General features: G+C 64.2%; 15 protein-coding genes and 6 tRNA genes. 4 read left to right on the top strand and 17 right to left on the bottom strand.

From position 1 onward, the window contains the following. Window positions 1-28: 28 nt before the first annotated feature. The 8 genes from B4C31_RS01875 to B4C31_RS01840 form a co-directional block, all read right to left on the bottom strand. Window positions 29-622: an HIT family protein gene (locus B4C31_RS01875; protein WP_291531102.1), complete on the bottom strand. Its 594-nt coding sequence runs from the start codon at window positions 620-622 to the stop codon at window positions 29-31. A gap of 110 nt (window positions 623-732) precedes the next feature. Next, window positions 733-2,790, bottom strand: a complete 2,058-nt coding sequence (gene thrS, locus B4C31_RS01870; RefSeq protein WP_291531101.1) for a threonine--tRNA ligase — start codon at window positions 2,788-2,790, stop codon at window positions 733-735. Window positions 2,791-3,070: 280 nt separating this feature from the next. Continuing rightward, window positions 3,071-3,142, bottom strand: a tRNA-Val gene (locus B4C31_RS01865). Between the two features lie 45 nt (window positions 3,143-3,187). Further along, a tRNA-Gly gene (locus B4C31_RS01860) sits at window positions 3,188-3,263 on the bottom strand. 33 nt (window positions 3,264-3,296) lie between these two features. After that, window positions 3,297-3,369: transfer RNA gene (locus B4C31_RS01855), tRNA-Val, on the bottom strand. Between the two features lie 36 nt (window positions 3,370-3,405). After that, a tRNA-Val gene (locus tag B4C31_RS01850) sits at window positions 3,406-3,477 on the bottom strand. A 40-nt stretch (window positions 3,478-3,517) separates the two neighbouring features. Further along, a tRNA-Cys gene (locus B4C31_RS01845) sits at window positions 3,518-3,588 on the bottom strand. A gap of 29 nt (window positions 3,589-3,617) precedes the next feature. Next, a tRNA-Gly gene (locus B4C31_RS01840) sits at window positions 3,618-3,690 on the bottom strand. Between the two features lie 194 nt (window positions 3,691-3,884). Between B4C31_RS01840 and B4C31_RS01835 the strand changes: the two genes are divergently transcribed. Beyond that, window positions 3,885-4,721: a PAC2 family protein gene (locus B4C31_RS01835; protein ID WP_291531100.1), complete on the top strand. Its 837-nt coding sequence runs from the start codon at window positions 3,885-3,887 to the stop codon at window positions 4,719-4,721. Window positions 4,722-4,876: 155 nt separating this feature from the next. On the opposite strand, the gene B4C31_RS01830 is transcribed toward B4C31_RS01835, so the two are convergent. Continuing rightward, window positions 4,877-5,758, bottom strand: coding sequence for an undecaprenyl-diphosphate phosphatase (locus B4C31_RS01830; RefSeq protein WP_291531099.1), 882 nt, complete (start codon window positions 5,756-5,758; stop codon window positions 4,877-4,879). Window positions 5,759-5,935: 177 nt separating this feature from the next. Between B4C31_RS01830 and B4C31_RS01825 the strand changes: the two genes are divergently transcribed. Further along, window positions 5,936-6,736 (top strand): fructosamine kinase family protein, encoded by an 801-nt coding sequence (locus B4C31_RS01825; protein WP_291531098.1) that lies wholly within the window; start codon window positions 5,936-5,938, stop codon window positions 6,734-6,736. A 90-nt stretch (window positions 6,737-6,826) separates the two neighbouring features. On the opposite strand, the gene dnaJ is transcribed toward B4C31_RS01825, so the two are convergent. Further along, on the bottom strand, window positions 6,827-7,972 hold the full coding sequence (gene dnaJ, locus B4C31_RS01820) for a molecular chaperone DnaJ (RefSeq protein WP_193530986.1): 1,146 nt from the start codon (window positions 7,970-7,972) through the stop codon (window positions 6,827-6,829). Between the two features lie 53 nt (window positions 7,973-8,025). Further along, a complete protein-coding gene (hrcA, locus tag B4C31_RS01815) occupies window positions 8,026-9,123 on the bottom strand; it encodes a heat-inducible transcriptional repressor HrcA (protein WP_193530987.1) in 1,098 nt (365 codons plus the stop codon). Window positions 9,124-9,408: 285 nt separating this feature from the next. Here hrcA and tkt point away from each other — a divergent pair, with 285 nt between their 5' ends. Both tkt and tal read left to right on the top strand, forming a co-directional pair. Further along, on the top strand, window positions 9,409-11,505 hold the full coding sequence (gene tkt, locus B4C31_RS01810) for a transketolase (RefSeq protein ID WP_291531097.1): 2,097 nt from the start codon (window positions 9,409-9,411) through the stop codon (window positions 11,503-11,505). A 143-nt stretch (window positions 11,506-11,648) separates the two neighbouring features. Continuing rightward, complete coding sequence (gene tal / locus B4C31_RS01805; RefSeq protein WP_033505643.1) at window positions 11,649-12,752, top strand: transaldolase; 1,104 nt, start codon at window positions 11,649-11,651, stop codon at window positions 12,750-12,752. 219 nt (window positions 12,753-12,971) lie between these two features. Here the strand turns inward: tal and B4C31_RS01800 are convergent, their stop codons facing one another. The 6 genes from B4C31_RS01800 to pgk all read right to left on the bottom strand — a co-directional run. Then, window positions 12,972-14,480: an aminotransferase class I/II-fold pyridoxal phosphate-dependent enzyme gene (locus B4C31_RS01800; RefSeq protein WP_291531096.1), complete on the bottom strand. Its 1,509-nt coding sequence runs from the start codon at window positions 14,478-14,480 to the stop codon at window positions 12,972-12,974. A gap of 124 nt (window positions 14,481-14,604) precedes the next feature. Continuing rightward, window positions 14,605-15,441 carry an HAD family hydrolase gene (locus B4C31_RS01795; RefSeq protein WP_291531095.1) on the bottom strand — a complete coding sequence of 279 codons (837 nt, stop codon included), beginning with the start codon at window positions 15,439-15,441 and terminating at the stop codon, window positions 14,605-14,607. Window positions 15,442-15,479: 38 nt separating this feature from the next. Continuing rightward, window positions 15,480-16,436, bottom strand: coding sequence for an L-lactate dehydrogenase (locus B4C31_RS01790; RefSeq protein WP_291531094.1), 957 nt, complete (start codon window positions 16,434-16,436; stop codon window positions 15,480-15,482). 84 nt (window positions 16,437-16,520) lie between these two features. Further along, window positions 16,521-16,748: a preprotein translocase subunit SecG gene (gene secG / locus B4C31_RS01785; protein ID WP_033505638.1), complete on the bottom strand. Its 228-nt coding sequence runs from the start codon at window positions 16,746-16,748 to the stop codon at window positions 16,521-16,523. 124 nt (window positions 16,749-16,872) lie between these two features. Then, window positions 16,873-17,667 carry a triose-phosphate isomerase gene (gene tpiA / locus B4C31_RS01780; RefSeq protein ID WP_291531093.1) on the bottom strand — a complete coding sequence of 265 codons (795 nt, stop codon included), beginning with the start codon at window positions 17,665-17,667 and terminating at the stop codon, window positions 16,873-16,875. Between the two features lie 91 nt (window positions 17,668-17,758). Further along, on the bottom strand, window positions 17,759-18,289 hold a 531-nt coding region (gene pgk / locus B4C31_RS01775), incomplete at its 5' end, for a phosphoglycerate kinase (RefSeq protein ID WP_291531092.1).

The following is an 18,289-nucleotide window of genomic DNA, read 5'->3' as shown; positions in this document are numbered from 1 at the left end:
GGTACAACGGCCGCCGGTATCCGTGCAATCAGTGCTCGGACGGCAGACCGAAGTCGGCCGCCAGCTTATCGAACGCCTGCGCGTAGGCGGCGCGCTGGTCGGACAGCAGGATCGGCATCGTGCGGGTCTGCGCCACGATCGGCATGAAGTTCGCGTCACCGTTCCAGCGCGGCACCACATGCTGATGCAGGTGTGCGGCGATGCCGGCGCCGGCCACCTCGCCCTGGTTGATGCCGATGTTCCAGCCGTCAGGGTGCGAGACCTCCTTCATTACCGTCATCGCCAGCGTGGTGGCCTTCTCGAACTCGAAGAGCTCGGCGTCGTCCAGATCGGTGATGAGACTGACGTGGCGGTACGGGCAGATCATCAGATGCCCCACGTTGTACGGGTACAGGTTCATGATGGCGAACACATGCGTGCCGCGCCAGGCGATCAGACCGTCCTCGTCGGACTTGTTCGGTCCCGCGCAGAACGGGCACTCCTTGGTCTTGGGTTTGGTGACCTTGCCTTCGTCATTGCGCAGCACGTAGGTCATGCGCTGCGGCGTCCACAACCGCTCGACCGTATCCTCCTGCGGCGGGAACTGCGCGGGGTCGTCCACGCGCATCGTCTCATCAACCATGATTGCCTCCTTCGCTGGTCACCAACACATATTGTAGGCGACGCCTAACGGAACGGGGATGGAACAGTCCGCTCCATCCCCGTTGTCATCGAGTCGTTGGCGCTACGCCGTCACTCGGCGTCGGCGGCTTCGACCGGCTCGCCGACCGCGGCCTTGAAATCGTCCGCGGTGTTGATCTGGACGCGCTTGGCGATGGCCTCCAGGACCCAGGCCCTGGCCTGATCCACCGGCACGCCGTTGAGCTGGCTGCCGTCGCGGAAGCGGAAGCTCACCGCGTTCTTGGACATATCCTCCTCGCCGACGATGAGGATGAACGGCACCTTGGACTTCGAGGCGTTGCGGATCTTCTTGCCGAAGCGGTCGTCCGAGTAGTCGATCTCGCAACGGACCATCTCGTCCTCCAGGGACTTGACGAACCCGGCCAGATGCGGCGCGAACTCGTCGGCCACCGGAATGCCGAGCACCTGCACCGGGGCCAGCCACGCCGGGAACGCGCCCGCGTAGTGCTCCAGCAGGATGGCGAAGAAACGCTCGATCGAGCCGAACAGCGCGCGGTGAATCATCACCGGACGCTGATGCGTGCCGTCGGCGGCGATGTACTCCAGGCCGAAGCGCTCGGGCAAGTTGAAGTCCAGCTGGATCGTGGAGACCTGCCAGGTGCGGCCGATCGCGTCACGGGCCTGCACGGAGATCTTCGGACCGTAGAACGCGGCGCCGCCCGGATCAGCCACGAGTTCGAGCCCGGATTCCTTGGCCACCTCGGCCAGCGTGTTGGTGGCCTCCTCCCAGATCTCGTCGGAGCCGACGAACTTGTGCTCGTCCTTGGTGGACAGCTCCAGATAGAAGTCGTTCAGGCCGAAGTCCTTGAGCAGGTTCAGCACGAAGGTCAGCAGGTTCTTCAGCTCGTCGCGCATCTGCTCGCGGGTGCAGTAGATATGCGAATCATCCTGCGTCAGGCCGCGCACGCGGGTCAGGCCGTGCACCACGCCGGACTTCTCGTACCGGTAGACCGTGCCGAACTCGAACAGGCGCAGCGGCAGCTCGCGGTAGGAGCGCTGACGGGAACGGAAGATCAGGTTGTGCATCGGGCAGTTCATCGGCTTCAGGTAGTAGTCGAAGCCCTGCTTGACGATGTTGCCGTTCTCGTCCTTCTCCTCGTCGATGCGCATCGGCGGGTACATGCCGTCCTTGTACCACTGCAGGTGGCCCGAGATCTCATAGAGATGGCCCTTGGTGATGTGCGGGGTCTGCACGAAGCTGTAGTGGTGCTTGCGGTGCATTTCGCGCGAGTAGTCCTGCATGGCGTTGATGATCGCCGCGCCCTTGGGATGGAACACGGCCAGACCCGGGCCCAGCTCCTCCGGGAAGGAGAACAGGTCCATCTCCTGGCCCAGCTTGCGGTGGTCGCGCTTGGCGGCCTCCTCCATGCGCTGCATGTAGGCCTTCAGGTCGTCCTTGCTGGCCCATGCTGTGCCGTAGATGCGCTGCAGCATCGGGTTCTTCTCGGAGCCGCGCCAGTAGGCGGCTGCCACGCGCTCCAGCTTGAAGGCCTTGATGAAGCGGGTGTTCGGCAGGTGCGGGCCGCGGCACAGGTCCTTCCAGACGGTGTTGCCCTCGCGGTCCACGTTATCGTACATGCTCAGCTCGGCCTGGCTGACCTCGGTGGCGGCCTCGGGGTCGAGCGCGGCCTCCTTGTCTCCGATCAGTTCGAGCTTGTACGGCTGGTCGGCCTCCTCGGCGCGGGCCTCCTCTTCGGTGACCGCGCGGCGGCGGAACGACTGCGCGGACTTGATGATCCGCTGCATGCGCTTCTCGATCTCCTTGAGATCCTCCGGGGTGAACGGATCCTTGACGTCGAAGTCGTAGTAGAAACCGTTCTTGATGACCGGACCGATGCCGAGCTTGGCATCCGGGCGGATCTCCTGGACCGCCTGGGCCATGACATGCGTGGCCGAATGGCGCATGATGGCCAGACCATCCTCGCTGTCGAGGGTGATCGGTTCGACCACGTCGCCGTCGTGCAGCGGCGTGTACAGGTCGCGGGGTTCGCCGTTCAGACGCACGGCGATGATGTCCTTGTTCTCGGCGAACAGTTCGGTTCCGGTGAGGCTTGCATCCACCTCCTTCCGTTCGTCGTTGATCGTGATGGAGATGGTTTGTTCAGCCATGGGATGTCCTTTGCTATCGGGGTCCGCGGTACCAATGTGCAGACCTGGACTGTGGTGTTGACAGCACACACGATAGGGGGCGCGTGCGACAAGGCATGTCCCGGGGCGGCCGGTCGCGTTCCGACGTCATGTTCGTATGGTTCTGTCCGATGATCTCCGCGGTGCGTATGGTGTTGGAACCTGGGCCTCGGCGTTGGTCGGGGTTGGGTATGGCGGCGTGAGACGGATGGCTGGTGCCGTTCGGATGACCGCCGTGTCGGAGAATCGGGAAGGATGTGGGTGGGCGATACAAGATTCGAACTTGTGACCCCTTCCGTGTCAGGGAAGTGCGCTACCACTGCGCCAACCGCCCGGGGCATGAAAAAACCGCCATACCATCAGGCATGACGGCCAATCATGGAGCGGACAACGGGACTCGAACCCGCGGTCTCAACCTTGGCAAGGTTGCGCTTTACCAACTAAGCTATGTCCGCAAAGGATTCCCACCGTGAGAAGTGGGAGCCCAGTGGGTGATGTAGGAATCGAACCTACGACCCCTTCCGTGTGAAGGAAGTGCGCTAGCCGCTGCGCCAATCACCCGTAATCTCTTCAGTTATACGGAGTCTCCTCCGTGAGTGGGCGATACAAGATTCGAACTTGTGACCCCTTCCGTGTCAGGGAAGTGCGCTACCACTGCGCCAACCGCCCGGGTCTGCGTCTCGCCGACGGACTTGCGCCCGCCACCGAGAGGTGGGTACGAGAGTCGAACTCGTCTATACGGCTTTGCAGGCCGCTGCCTAACCGCTTGGCTAACCCACCGTAAAGGTCGTCAACTCTTCGGACCTTAGAGCGGACAACGGGACTCGAACCCGCGGTCTCAACCTTGGCAAGGTTGCGCTTTACCAACTAAGCTATGTCCGCGATGCTCTCCGCAGCGTTCCCGCCGCCTGAGCACGAGTAACTACTATAACGACAATCGTGTGATTTGCAAAATCAGCGTGTCGCGCGCGTGTCGTGTGCGTCTTTTCGTTGGAATTGCAACGTTTAGTGAGCATCTGCTTCACCGATGGCAAAGCGATTACCGTAAGAGGGATCGGCACGTTAGATTATGAAGTATGAGTGAAGCGCGGAGAACGACCGTCCTGCTGGCGGCTTTCGAGGGGTGGAACGACGCCTGTCAATCGGCCACCGATGTGATCCGTCACCTGGTGGCGACGTACGAGTCCACTGAGGTGCGCCATATCCGGTGCGACGGGTACTACGACTATCAGGTCGCCCGGCCCATCACCTGCAACATCCAGGGCCGTAGGCGCATTCTCTGGCCCCAGACCACGTTCTATGACATCACGATCAGCTCCGAGCTGCACGTGCTGGCGCAGATAGCGCCGGAGCCCAACTACCGGTGGCTGGAATACTGCAGGGAAAGCCTGCACGTGGCCGAGGAGTTCGAGGTGGACCGCATCATCACGCTGGGCGCCATGTTCGCCGACTGCCCGCACACCAGGCCGTTGCCGGTGGACGTCTCGGACAGCACCTGCCAGTGCAGCATGGACCAGGAATACAACGGGCCCGTCGGCATCCCCACCATCCTGGATGCCATGGCCTGCGAGGACGGATACGACACCACGTCGATGTGGGTGTCGATCCCGCAGTACTTGGGCTGCGACGAATGCGCCCCCGCCACGCTGAGACTGCTGGACCATCTGTCCATGGCGCTGGGGGTCGCCTTGGACGGCGGCACGTTGGGCAAGAGGGCCGAACGGTGGCGAGGCAAGGCCTCAGCACTGATGCGGTGCAATGATGACCTGAACGCCTACGTGAAGGAGCTGGAACGCGCCTACGACGGTGAATCCCCCGCGCGGGACATGCCGCCGTTCAACGCTCCGCAGGCCGAGCAGCTGGTGAAGGAAGCCGAGGAATTCCTCAAGGATTGCGGCAACTCCCCCGCCTGACTGGGGTTTGTCTCAACGGCGCTGCCTCGACGGCCCTGAACGGCGATCTCGAACCATACGATTCGAGGAATATGACGATGGCCGTGCACGTTGGATAAACGTGCACGGCCATCGTCATACTGTGCTGCGAGTGGCGTGCGGCGGCAGAACGCAGATCAGGCCACGGCGGCCTCGATGGGAGGCAGCACGCCGGCGATCAGCAGGATCGCCACCACCACGGCCAGCGCGATGCGGTAGATCGCGAACGCCTTGTACGAGAACGTGGACACGAACTTCAGGAAACCGATGATCACGATATATCCGACGACGAAGCTCACGATCGCGGCCACGATGGTCGGCCCCCACCCCGGGAACATCCCCGCGTCGCCCGCGCTGAGGTCCTTGATCGCGCTGACCGTCTCCAGGATGCCGGCGCCGAACACGGCGGGAATCGCCATCAGGAAGCTGACTCGCACCGCGGCCTCACGGGTGTAGCCCATCGCACGGCCCACGGTGATCGTGCCGCCGGAACGCGAGACGCCCGGGATCAGCGCCAGCATCTGGCCCAGACCGAAGATGAACGCGTCCTTGGCAGTCATCTCCTCCATCGTCTTGATCTGACGCGACTTGGCGTCCACAATCCACAGCAGCACGCCGAACACCAGCAGCACGGTCACGGTGATCCACAGGTTGCGCAGCGTGGTCTCGATCATGTCCTTGAACAGCAGACCGCTGATCAGAATCGGCAGCGTGCCCAGGATGATGTACCAGCCCAGTCGCGCGTCCTTGTTCCCGGCGCCCATGCGGGAACGCCAGTCGGTGCCCTCATGCCCGAACAGACAACGGAACCAGGCTGTCAGGATGTTGATGATGTCCCTGCGGAAATACAGCAACACGGCCAGTTCGGTGCCCAGCTGGATGATGGCGGTGAACGCCGCACCCGGATCCGACCCCAACATCAGATCGCCGAGGATGCGGATATGGGCGCTGGACGAAACCGGCAGATACTCGGTCAACGCCTGCACCAGACCGAGCACGATCGCTTCGAAGAAATTCATAATCCCTCTTGTTCCATGATTGGCTCTGCAACGTCAACACCCCACCCTAGCGCCAGGGCGCAACAGAGCAGGGGCCGCGATGTCGGCCAGCGAACCCACAATGGTGAAGCGTTCCGGAATCGAGGAGCCGCGGCCGCGATCGTCGGGCTGCGGCCGGCAGGAAAGGCGGCACACGGCATGGCGACGTACCACAAGAGCAGGATGTTCAGTCCCAAGGGATTCTTCGAATGCGAGGGACGGGGGCTGCAATGGCTGGGTGCCGCCCACGCGCAGGGCGGTCCGCGTGTGGCGGACGTGTACGACTGGGGCGAGGGATACCTGGATATCGAGCGCATCTCCCCCTGCGCGCCCACGCGGGAGGCGGCTCGCGCGTTTGGCGTCGCCCTGGCCCGGATGCATGACGCGGGTGCAACGTATTTCGGTTCGGCCCCGGACGGATATGAAGGGACCTGCTATTTCGGGCCGTTGCAGGATCCGGTGCCGATGGATACGGGAACCTGGACCGACGTCGCCACATACCTGGCCGAGGGGCGGCTGCGGCCGATGGTCGAGCTCGGCGTGGCCCGCGGGGAACTCGACCGCACCGACCGGGAACTGACCGAACGCGTCATCGATGCGCTGCCGCAGCTGCTGGGACGCGCGGCCGACGACAAGCCCGCACGCGTCCACGGCGACCTGTGGAGCGGCAATGTGATGTGGGCGGACGATTCGGGCACCTGTGAGGCCGTGCTGATCGACCCGGCCGCGCACGGCGGGCACCGCGAGGAGGACCTGGCGATGCTGCACCTGTTCGGGATGACGTATCTGACCGAGATCCTGGAGGGATACCAGTCCGTGCACCCGTTGAAGGCCGGGTATCTGGAGCGCCGCACGCTGTGGCAGCTGTACCCGATCGCCGGTCACTGCGTGTTCTTCGGCGGCGGGTACGTCAGCGAATACCGGTCGATGTGCCGCTCGCTGCTGTCCACGCTTCGCTGAGAGATACAGATATAAGAAACGCCCGGCCTGGCCGGCCATCGATGCGGATCAAGTCCGACGAGGCCGGCCAGGCCGGGCGTCTATAATGTTTCAGCTCAACGCGTCCTTGAGCTTGGAGAAGAAGCCCTTCTTCGCGCCGGCGGTCGGCCGCGAGCTCTGCGTCACATGCGTGGCGTCCGCGTCATGGCTGGCCTCGAACCGCTCGATCAGGTCGCGCTCCTCGTCGCTGAGCTTGGTGGGGATGCGCACCGCCACATGGGCCACCAGATCGCCGCGCTCGCCATTGGACCGCAGCCGTGTAACGCCGAGTCCCTTGAGTGTCACCGTGTCCTCCGGCTGGCACCCGGCGGGAATCGTGACGTTCTGCGCGCCGTCGAAGGTCTCGATCTGCAGATCGTGCCCCAGCACGGCCCAGGTCATCGGCACCTGAATCCAGCAGTGCAGGTCATCGCCGTTGCGCGTGTACTGCTTGTCGGCTTTGATCCGCACGTCGATATACAGGTCGCCGGCGGCACCGCCGCCCTCGCCGACCTCGCCCTGGTTGGCCAGGCGCAGCCGTGAGTTGTCGCTGATGCCCGCGGGGATCGTCACGCCGACGGTGCGCGTGGTGCGCACGCGTCCGTGGCCCATGCACGAGGGGCAGGGGTTGGGGATGATCGTGCCGTGGCCCTCGCAGCGCTCGCAGGGGGCCGAGGTCATCATCTGGCCGAGCATCGTGCGCACGACCTTCTGCATGTATCCCTGTCCGTGGCAGTCCGGGCAGGTGGCGGGCTGGGCGCCGCCGACGGCACCGGAACCGCCGCACTCCTGGCACAGTCCGAACGTGTTGATCTTGACATGCGCGGTGCCGCCGAACACCACGGTTTTCAGGTCCACCGACGCGCTGGCCAGCGCGTCGCGGCCGGGCTGGGTGCGGGGAATCGGCCCCTGGCCGCCGCCACCGAACGCCCCGCCGAAGAACTGGCCGAAGATATCGCCCATATCCCCCATGCCGAAACCGCCGCCGCTGAAGCCGCCAGCGTTCGGGTTGTTCGGGTCGACCCCGGCGTCGTACATCCGCCGCTTCTCGGGGTCGGACAGCACTTCGTAGGCGTTGTTGACCTCTTTGTACTGCTCCTCGAATTCCGGGCCGGCAAGGTCGGGATGGTACTTGCGGCTCATCTTGCGATACGCCTTCTTGATATCATCATCGCTGGCCGATCGGTCCACGCCCAATACTTCGTAGTAATCTGCCACTGGTTTGTTCCTTCGTGTTGATTGTTCGCGAGTCATTGTGCCATAAGGCTGGGTCAGGCGCGCGTTGCGGGGCCGTCATGGGCCAGGAACGCGGTGAGGTACCGGGCCACGGCGCGGACCGCGGCCATGGTGGTGGCGTAATCCATGTGCGTGGGGCCGATGGATCCCACGAACGCCACAGGCTCGGATCCTTCGACGCGTTCGACGCCGCCGTCCGCGTCCGACTCCCCCGCCGCCGCGTCGATGCGGCCGTATCCGCTGGTCACCACCGAGGCGTGCAGCAGCCCCGGCGTATGCGTCTCGGAACCGATGGCCACGCTGACACCGTTCTCGTGCGCCTCCTCGCTGAGGGCGCTCATCAGCCTCATCAGGACGACCTGTTCTTCCAACGCGTCGAACAGCGGGGCCAGATCGGCCAGGGTCCGCTGGTGCGCCAGCCGGGATGTGCCGGCCATGTACAGCTCGCTGGTCCGTTCGTCATCGGCCATCGAGGCGAACGCCCCCGCCAGCGATTCGGCCAGCTGCCGCATCGGCTGCCATTGCGGGTCGGTGATCATGTCCCGCGTGAGGCGTGCGGCCTGAGCCAGCGTCTGCCCGTCGCAGACGGCGTTGACCCGCGTGCAGAACCGGGAGAGCTCGTTGGCGCGGGGCATGACGCCCACGGAGAGCAGGTGCTGGGCCACGCGTCCGGTATCGGTGATGGCCACCGCCAGCAGCGCGGACATGGACACGGGGACGATCTCGACGTGACGCAGCGTGGATTTGGACAGCGACGGGGAGGCGACCACGGCGACCTGACCGGTGATCTGGGCCAGCAGCCGCGCCGCGCGGTGCAGGGTGTCCTCCAGGCTGACCGATCCGGACAGGAAGCTGTTGATGCCGCGGCGCTGTGCTTCGGAGATCGGGGCGATGGTGGCCAGCCGGTCCACGAAATACCGGTAGCCCTTCTCGGTGGGGATGCGGCCGGCGGATGTGTGGGGTTGGGTGAGGTATCCCTCGTCCTCCAGGGCGGCCATGTCGTTGCGGATGGTTGCGGAACTGACGCCCAGATCGTGGTTGTGGGCCACCGCCGAGGAGCCGACGGGTTCTTGGGAGCGGATGTAGTCCTCGACGACGGCACGCAGTACCAGCATGCGTCGTGACTGTGTCATCCCGTGCCTCCTTGTGCTGTATCGGGCGTGTCCCGCGTGTTGGACTGAGTGTTCGATCATTCCCCATTGTATTAGCAGTCCATGCGTCGGAGTGCTAATCCGTTCGTTGCAGGTGAACGGGAGCTGAATTGTGAGCGTTAACATTGCGAAATGGCCGAAAACACGCGAACAATGCCTTGTCAGGTCGGTCTTGAAAGTTAGGATGTAAGAGCAATGTGAGGACGTTCATGGCCCGGCACAAGCCGAAGGCGTGGCGTTCGACGTATTGGAAGGAAAGTAGAATCTATGACCGATAACACGTGGTCTGAATTGGACGAGCGCGCCATCAAGATGGCGAAGGTGCTCTCTGCGGACGCCGTTCAGAAGGCCGGTCACGGCCATCCCGGCTCCCCGGTGTCGCTGGCTCCGATCGCCTACACCCTTTATCAGCGCTTCATCAAGCACGATCCGAACGACCCGAAGTGGGCCGGCCGTGATCGCTTCATTCTCTCCGGCGGCCATGCCTCGCTGACCCAGTACGTGCAGCTGTACTTCTCCGGCTACGGCGTGACCCTGGACGACCTCAAGAACTTCCGTGGCGGCAAGGACACCCGTACCCCGGGCCATCCCGAAGTCGGCCTGACCCCGGGCATCGAGATGACCACCGGCCCGCTGGGCCAGGGTCTGGCCTCCGCCGTCGGCTTCGCCTACGGCCAGCGCTTCGAGCGCGGCCTGCTGGATCCGGACGCCCCCGAGGGCACCTCGCCGTTCGATCACAAGGTGTGGGTCATCTGCGGCGAAGGCGACGTTGAGGAAGGCGTCTCCTCCGAGGCCTGCTCGCTCGCCGGCAACCAGAAGCTCGGCAACCTGACCGTGATCTTCGACGCCAACCACATCCAGATCGAGGGCGAGACCAAGATCGCCTTCGCCGAGGACATCCTCAAGCGTTACGAGGCCTACGGCTGGTACACCGATGAAATCAGCTTCATCCAGCCCGATGGCTCCTACAAGGAGGACATCGAGGGCCTGACCAAGGTGCTCGAGAAGGCCGAGCAGGTCACCGATCGCCCGAAGTTCATCAAGGTCGACACCCTCATCGCGTGGCCGACCCCGGGCAAGACCAACGATCCGTCCTCGCACGGCTCCGCCCTCGGCGTCGACGCCGTCCGCGGCCTCAAGGAGACCCTGGGCTTCGATCCGGACGTCGACTTCCCGGTCGACGAGGAGGCCCTGGCCAATGCCCGCAAGGTCGCCGAGCGTGGTCTGAAGGCCCATGCCGAGTGGGATGAGGCCTTCGCCAAGTGGGCCGCCGCCAACCCGGACAAGGCCGCCCTGTACGAGCGCATCCACGCCGGCAAGCTGCCCGAGGACTTCGACAAGGCCATCGACGACCTGGAGGCCGGTTATGAGGTCGGCGCCAAGGTCGCCACCCGCAAGGCCTCCGGTGCCGTACTCAACGCGCTGGCCGCCGTCATGCCCGAGCTGTGGGGCGGTTCCGCCGATCTGGGCGGCTCGAACAACACCGACATCAAGGGCGCCGCGTCCTTCGTGCCGGAGGAGTTCGCCACCACCCAGCATCCGAACTGCTCGGTCTATGGCCGTCAGCTGCACTTCGGCGTGCGCGAGTTCGCCATGGGCGCCATCACCAACGGCATCCTGCTCGGTTCGGACACCCGCGTGTTCAACGGCACCTTCTTCCAGTTCGCCGATTACGAGCGTGCCGCCTGCCGTCTGGCCGCGCTGATGGAGGTCCCGAACCTCTACGTGTGGACCCACGACTCCGTGGCCCTCGGCGAGGACGGCCCGACCCACCAGCCGATCGAGCACCTGGCCTCCTTCCGCGCCATCCCGCAGTTCGAGGTCGTCCGCCCGGCCGACCAGTGGGAGACCGCCGAGGCCTACCGTGCGTTCTTCGAGAAGGAGAACACCTACCCGACCGCCATGATCCTGACCCGCCAGGGTGTGCCGACCCTCGCCGAGACCTCCGAGAAGGCCAAGGACGGCGTGAGGAAGGGCGCCTACGTGCTCGTCGACACCGAGGGCACCCCGGACGTGATCATCATGGCCTCCGGCTCCGAGGTCCAGTGGGCCGTGGCCGCCGCCAAGACCCTGGCCGATGAGGGCATCAAGGCCCGCGTGGTCTCCATGGTCTCGATGGAATGGTTCGAGGAGCAGGACGCCGAGTACAAGGAGTCCGTGCTGCCGGCTTCCGTCAAGGCCCGTGTCTCCGTGGAGGCCGGTCTGGCCATGCCGTGGTACAAGTACCTCGGCGCCTACGGCAAGCCCGTCTCGATCGAGCAGTTCGGTCTGCAGGGCGACGGCGCGCAGAACATGATCGACCTCGGCATCACCGCCGAGCATGTGGTCGAAGCCGCCAAGGCCTCCATCGACGAAGCCAAGTGAGTCCCGGACCGGTCCGCGACCGGTCTGAGCCATCGAATAACTGAATAGCCAGGCCGCCGGAGACGGCGTCAACGAACGACAACTGTTCCGGCGGCCTGACATCATGGATTTGTTCCATATCGGAATCAAAAGGAGAACAACAAATGACTGAAGCAACGCAGCGTACGTCCGACTCCGGCGTCTCGATCTGGCTGGACGACCTGTCCCGCACCCGCATCGAGTCCGGCAGCCTGCAGGAGCTCATCGCCGAGAAGAACGTGGTCGGTGTCACCACCAACCCGTCCATCTTCCAGAAGGCCCTGAGCCAGGTCGGCCCGTACGACGCCCAGCTCAAGGAGCTCGGCAAGGTCGACGTGGAGACCGCCATCCGCGAGCTGACTACCACCGACGTGCGCAATGCGACCGACATCTTCCGTGAGATCGCCGAGAAGACCGACTTCGTCGACGGCCGTGTCTCCATCGAGGTCGACCCGCGTCTGGCCCACGAGACCGAAGCCACCGAGCAGCAGGCCGTGGAGCTGTGGGAGAAGGTCAACCGTCCGAACGCGATGATCAAGATCCCGGCCACCCTCGAGGGTCTGCCGGCCATCACCGCCACCCTGGCCAAGGGCATCTCCGTGAACGTCACCCTGATCTTCTCGCTCGAGCGCTACGAGCAGGTCATCGACGCCTTCATCGAGGGCATCGCCCAGGCTGACGCCAATGGCCACGATCTCAAGCACATCGGCTCCGTCGCCTCCTTCTTCGTCTCCCGCGTGGATACCGCGGTCGACAAGCTGCTTGAGGAGATCGGCACCGACGAGGCCAAGGCCCTGGAAGGCAAGGCCGCCGTGGCCAACGCCCGTCTGGCCTACGAGCTGTTCGAGAAGAAGTTCGCCGAGGATCCGCGCTGGGCCGCCCTCGAAGCCAAGGGCGCCAAGAAGCAGCGTCCGCTGTGGGCCTCCACCGGCACCAAGAACGCCGCCTACTCCGACTGCAAGTACGTGGACGAGCTGGTCGCTCCGTTCGTCGTCAACACCATGCCGGAGAAGACCCTGAACGCGCTGGCCGACCACGGCAACGGCGCCCCGAGCATCGAGGGCACCTACGAGGAGAGCCACGCCGTGATGGACAAGCTCGCCGAGCTGGGCATCAACATCAAGGATGTCACCGACAAGCTCGAGGCTGACGGCGTCGCCTCCTTCATCAAGTCCTGGGATACGGTCATCGCCGACGTGCAGTCCGGCATCGACCGCGTCAACGGCTGATTGACGCATAGAGCATGAGGGGGCGGTCCTTCGGGACCGTCCCCTCAGTCATATGGAGGCCGGATTCACGGTTTTGGCCTTTACGAAACCGTGAATCCGACCTTTGTGCGTTTCACCGGCGAATCGCTGGTATTCCAATGACACGCATGTGCGGAATTGTGTGAAAACGGAACAATCTCAATTCACAACTCGGCCGGTGCGGAAACCGTGAATCGGCCCCTACTGCCGGTAATGGCCGAAGAAGTCGGTCATGCGGTTCACGGCGTCCTTGAGGACCTCGATGCGCGGCAGGTAGACCACGCGGAAGTGGTCCGGCTCATGCCAGTTGAACCCGCCGCCGTGTACCACCAGCAGCTTCTTCTCCCGCAGCAGGTCCAGTGCGAACTGCTCGTCGTTGGTGATGTTGAACCGTTTGACGTCGATCTTCGGGAAGATGTAGAACGCCGCCTTCGGCTTGACGGCGGTGATGCCGGGGATCGAGTTCAGCGCCTCGGTGATGTACTCGCGCTGCTCGTAGATGCGGCCGCCGGGCACGATGTAGTCGTTGACGCTCTGGTGACCGCCGAGCGCGGTCTGCACGATCGACTGCGCCGGCACATTCGAGCACAGGCGCATATTGGAGAGCATGTTGAGGCCCTCGATATAGTCCTCGGCGATCCGCTTGTTACCGCTCAGGACCATCCATCCGATGCGGAAGCCGGCGATCATATGCGACTTCGACAGCCCGGAGAACGTGACGCAGAACAGATCCGGCGCCATCGACGCGATGGAGATGTGCTCAAGCCCGTCCATGACCAGGCGGTCGTAGATCTCGTCGGAGAAGATGATGAGCTGATGCTCGCGCGCGATATCGACGATCTGCTGCAGCACCTCGCGCGGGTAGAGCGCGCCGGTCGGATTGTTCGGATTGATGATGACGATGGCCTTGGTCCGGTCGGTGATCTTGGCGCGCATATCGTCCATATCCGGATACCATTCGGACTGCTCGTCGCATACGTAGTGCACGGCGGTGCCGCCGGCCAGGTTCACGCAGGCCGTCCACAGCGGGTAGTCCGGCGAGGGCACCAGCACCTCGTCGCCGGTGTCGAGCAGCGCGGACATCGACAGGTTGATCAGTTCGGAGACGCCGTTGCCGGTGTAGATGTCGTCGATCGTCACATTCGGCAGCCCCTTGAGCTGGGCGTACTGCATGATCGCCTTGCGGGCCGAGAACAGGCCCTTGGCCGGCGAGTAGCCCTCGCAGTCGGTGAGCTGCTGGCGCATGTCGTACACGACCTCATCGGGGGTGCGGAATCCGAACGGCGCCGGGTTGCCGATGTTCAGCTTCAGCACGCTGGTGCCGTCGGCCTCCATGCGCGCGGCCTCGTCCACCACGGGGCCGCGGACGTCATAGAGCACGTTGTCGAGCTTGGATGATTTGGGGAACCTGCGCATGGGCTTTCCTTTCGATGGGCCGTCGATGGAGGGGGCGGCGGTGCCGGGTGATGGCTGTTGCGACAGAGCGGTGTCCTCGCCGCGCAACCACCGTTCATCGACCTGCAGCGTGGCTGCAAGGAACCGGACGATATCGGGGCGCGGCATGGTCTTTCCACTGACATACTGGCTGATATGGCTTTTGCCGAGCTTCACGCCACTCTCTTCGGCACGGTGGACGATGTCGATCTGCTTGAATCCGTGCGTCTGCATCGCCGAGTTCAATCGTGCCGCGAATACCGACGTACGATCCATAGCTGCGCTCCGATCCGGTTCAATGGTTGTTCTTACCGGTTCAATACTGTACTGAAATCGCCGGACAGAAGTTCAATTCGCAATGGCGAGAGTTCAATATGCGGAAGCGTGGTGCCTGACCGGTTCACTCCCCCAGCAGCCGTTCCAGCCACTGCGCCACGCCGTCCTCGTTGTTCGAGGGACAGATCTCGTCGGCCACAGCCAGCACCTGGGGATTGGCGTTGGCCACGGCCACGCCCGTACCGGACTCGCGCAGCATGGCGATGTCGATGAGGTCGTCGCCGAACGACACCGTGGACCCCAACGGCACCTCCATGCGGGCGCACAGCGTGCGCAGCGCCTGCTTCTTGTTCGCCAGCGGATTCATCAGCATGGCCAACGTGTTCTCGCTCACGCTGAGTTCAAAGTCCGGCGGCACGAGCCTGCGCAGCGTATCCCATTGATCCGGGCGGGGCACGGCGATGATCTTGTCCGCGATTCCCGGCGGCACGTCGGAGAAATCCGTGATGACGAACTGCTGGGATTTCCACATCTCGCTGATATCCCAGTTCACGTACCGGATGTCGTCCATCACAATGCCCACCTTGAGCCCCGGCATCGCCTCAAGCAGATACCGGCAGACCTGAACGGCGCGTTCGGAGGGGAACCCGATCTTCAGCAGGTGTCCGTCCTGCGGGAACACGCCGCTGGTCAGCATGTCATAGTCGGAGCGGTCCGGCGACAGGTCGATCAGCGCGCCGTTCAGGTAGACGCAGGCGTCCACCGGCAGCTTCTCGACGAACTCGTAGCCGGTGCTGACCGGCCGTGCGGTGGCGATGGCGAAGATGAACCCACGGTCATGCAACCGGTGGATCGCATCGATGGAACGGCGTGTGATGAACCGTCCCTCGAACGTGTCGGCGTCATGCAGCAGCGTGCCGTCCAGATCGGCGACGATCATGCGGGGCAGGGATGCGGTCATGGTGGGAGGCCTCCTCGTCGATGGGTGTGCGGGTCCGTTCAGTGCGTGAGCAGGCCGCTGCAGTACGTCCGTACGATCTGGGCGGAGTGGTGCAGCCGTTCGCGTTCCTGCGCGGTCAGATCGAGTTCGACGATCTCGTTGGCGCCGTTGGCGCGCAATTCGGTGGGAACGCCGAGGAACACGTCATGTTCGCCGTATTCGCCATCCAGCAGCGTGGACACGGGAACGATGCGCCGTTCGTCCCACAGGATCGTCTGCACGATGCCGGCCACCGTGGAGGCGATGCCGTAGTTCGTGCCGCCCTTGGCGTCCTTGATCTCGTTGCCGCGGTCGCGGGTCTTGCGTTCGAGGTCATCGAGCGATACGGACGAGAAACGGTCCTGGTTGTCGGAAAGGAATCGTGCGAACGGCTTGCCGCCGATCGACACCGTGGACCACGGGACGAACTGGGAATCGCCGTGTTCACCCATCACGAAGCCTCCCACGTTGCGCGGGTCCAGTCCGGTCTCCTCGCCGATGATCGTCTTCAGACGCGAGGTGTCCAGGGCGGTGCCGGTGCCGAGCACCTGAGAACGGGGCAGTCCGCTGCGCTTCCAGGCATACCAGGCCATGACGTCGACGGGGTTGGACACCATCACGAGCACGCCGTCGAACCCGGAGGCCATGACGTCGTCCACGATCTGTCCGACGATGCCGACGGTGAACCCGAGTTCCTGCAGCCGGCTCGACCCCTGCGGCGGACGCCGCCCCGCGGTGACGACCACGATATCGGCGTTCGCACAATCGGCGTAATCGCCGACATGCACGTTGACATGACGGTCGAAGAACTCGCTGCCGTCATCCAGATCGTGGCTCTCCCCCATCGCCCGCGTCCGATTCGGGTCGATCAGCACCACCTCGTTGCACAGGCCGTAGTTGACCAGGCCGAACGCGACCGTGGACCCCACGGTGCCGGCGCCGACCACAACCACCTTGTTCCGATTCATCGTGACCATACGAGTCCTTCCCTCCATCGTCTCCGAAACATGAAAAAACCCACGATGCCGTGGCATCATGGGTTTTCAACGGTATCCGTCCAATCAGATCACGCCGAACTTGGTCATCAGGCCGAGCGCGATGACGATGGCCACCCACAGCAGCGCGATGATGACGGTCCAGCGGTTCAGATTCTTCTCCGCCACGCCGGAGGTGCCCGCGTTCTGGGTCAGGCCGCCGCCGAACATGTCGGACAGGCCGCCGCCCTTGCCTCGGTGCATGAGGATGAGCAGCGTGAGCAGCACGCTGAGCAGGACCAGAACAATCTGCATAACAAGCTCGACAACTTCCCAAGCGTTCACAGGTGAACCTCCAGTTCGTAAGACACTGCCAACTAGAATACCCCTACCCTGTGAGAATACGGGGTTTTCCTCGCGCCAACGGTCGTGTGTGTCGCTATCGCGCGGTTTTGACGGTCAGCCGGGCGATAAGCGCCAGCTCCTCGGGATCCAGCGAGGCGCCGCCGATCAGGAACCCGTCCACATCCGGCTGGGTGATCAGCTGCACGGCGTTATGCGACGTCACCGACCCGCCGTACAGGATGCGCACGGATTGCGCCGTCGCCGCCCCGAACCGGGCCTGCATGTGGTCGCGGATGGCCCTGGCGGCGTCCTGCGCCGACTGCGGGGTGGCCACCATGCCGGTGCCGATGGCCCACACCGGTTCGTAGGCCACGATGAGCTTGGACGCCTCCTCGTCCGACAGGTCGCGGGTCACGTCGTTGACCTGGCCGACGGCGAAGTCGAGTTCGATGCCCTGCCGGCGCTCCTCGAAGCTCTCCCCCACGCACAGAATCGGCTGCATGCCCGCCGCCAGGACGGCGCGGACCTGATCGACGATGTTCGCATCGTCCTCGGGATGGTACTTGCGCCGTTCCGAATGACCGACGATGACATAGGAGCACCCCAGATGGGCGAGCATATCTGCGGAGACATCGCCGGTGAATGCCCCCTGCGAGGTGACGGATACGGACTGCGCGCCATACCGGATGCGCAGGTGGTCGGCCTCGACCAGCACCTGCACGCTGCGGATGGAGGTGAACGAGGGGAACAACGCGACCTCGCAGCGCTTATGGTCGAACTTCGCGTCGCGCAGCAGCCACGCCAGCTTCTGCACGAAATACGTGGCCTCGCGGTGGTCAAAGTTCATCTTCCAGTTGCCCGCCACCAACGGGATGCGGTTCAGCGCCATTCATCCTCCTCATACCAAAAGGCTCCCGCGAGCGGGAGCTGGCGTGGCACCGTGTGCGTTCCAGCCCCCACCGGCGGGAGTCCCGCGAACATCAGGCGAGCACGGTCAGGCCCGGGAGCTGCTTGCCCTCGAGGAACTCGAGGGAGGCGCCGCCGCCGGTCGAGATGTGCGAGAAGCCGTCCTCCGGGAAGCCGAGGTTGCGCACCGCGGAGGCGGAGTCGCCGCCGCCGACGATGGTGAACGCGCCGGCCGCGGTCGCGTCGACGAGCCCCTGGGCCACGGCGGCGGTGCCGGCCGCGAACTCCTTGATCTCGAACACGCCCATCGGGCCGTTCCACACCACGGTCTTCGAATCCACGATCTTGTCATGGAACAGCTTGGCGGAGTCGGGGCCGATGTCCAGACCCATCTTGTCGGCCGGGATGGCGTCGGCGGCCACGACCTCCGGGGCGATCGGGGTATCGCCGGCCGGGAAGCCGGGGTTCACCACGATGTCGGTCGGCAGCACGAGCTCAACGCCGTTCTTCTCGGCGGTCTCGATGTAGCCCTTGACCTTCTCCAGCTGGTCCTCCTCGAGCAGCGAGGTGCCGACCTCATAGCCCTTGGCCTTGAGGAAGGTGAA

Source organism: Bifidobacterium sp. UBA4282, assembly GCF_002394995.1.
Lineage (GTDB): Bacteria > Actinomycetota > Actinomycetes > Actinomycetales > Bifidobacteriaceae > Bifidobacterium > Bifidobacterium pullorum_B.
Note: the sequence above shows the minus strand (reverse complement) of the source record. Positions and strands in the feature narration are given on the sequence as shown.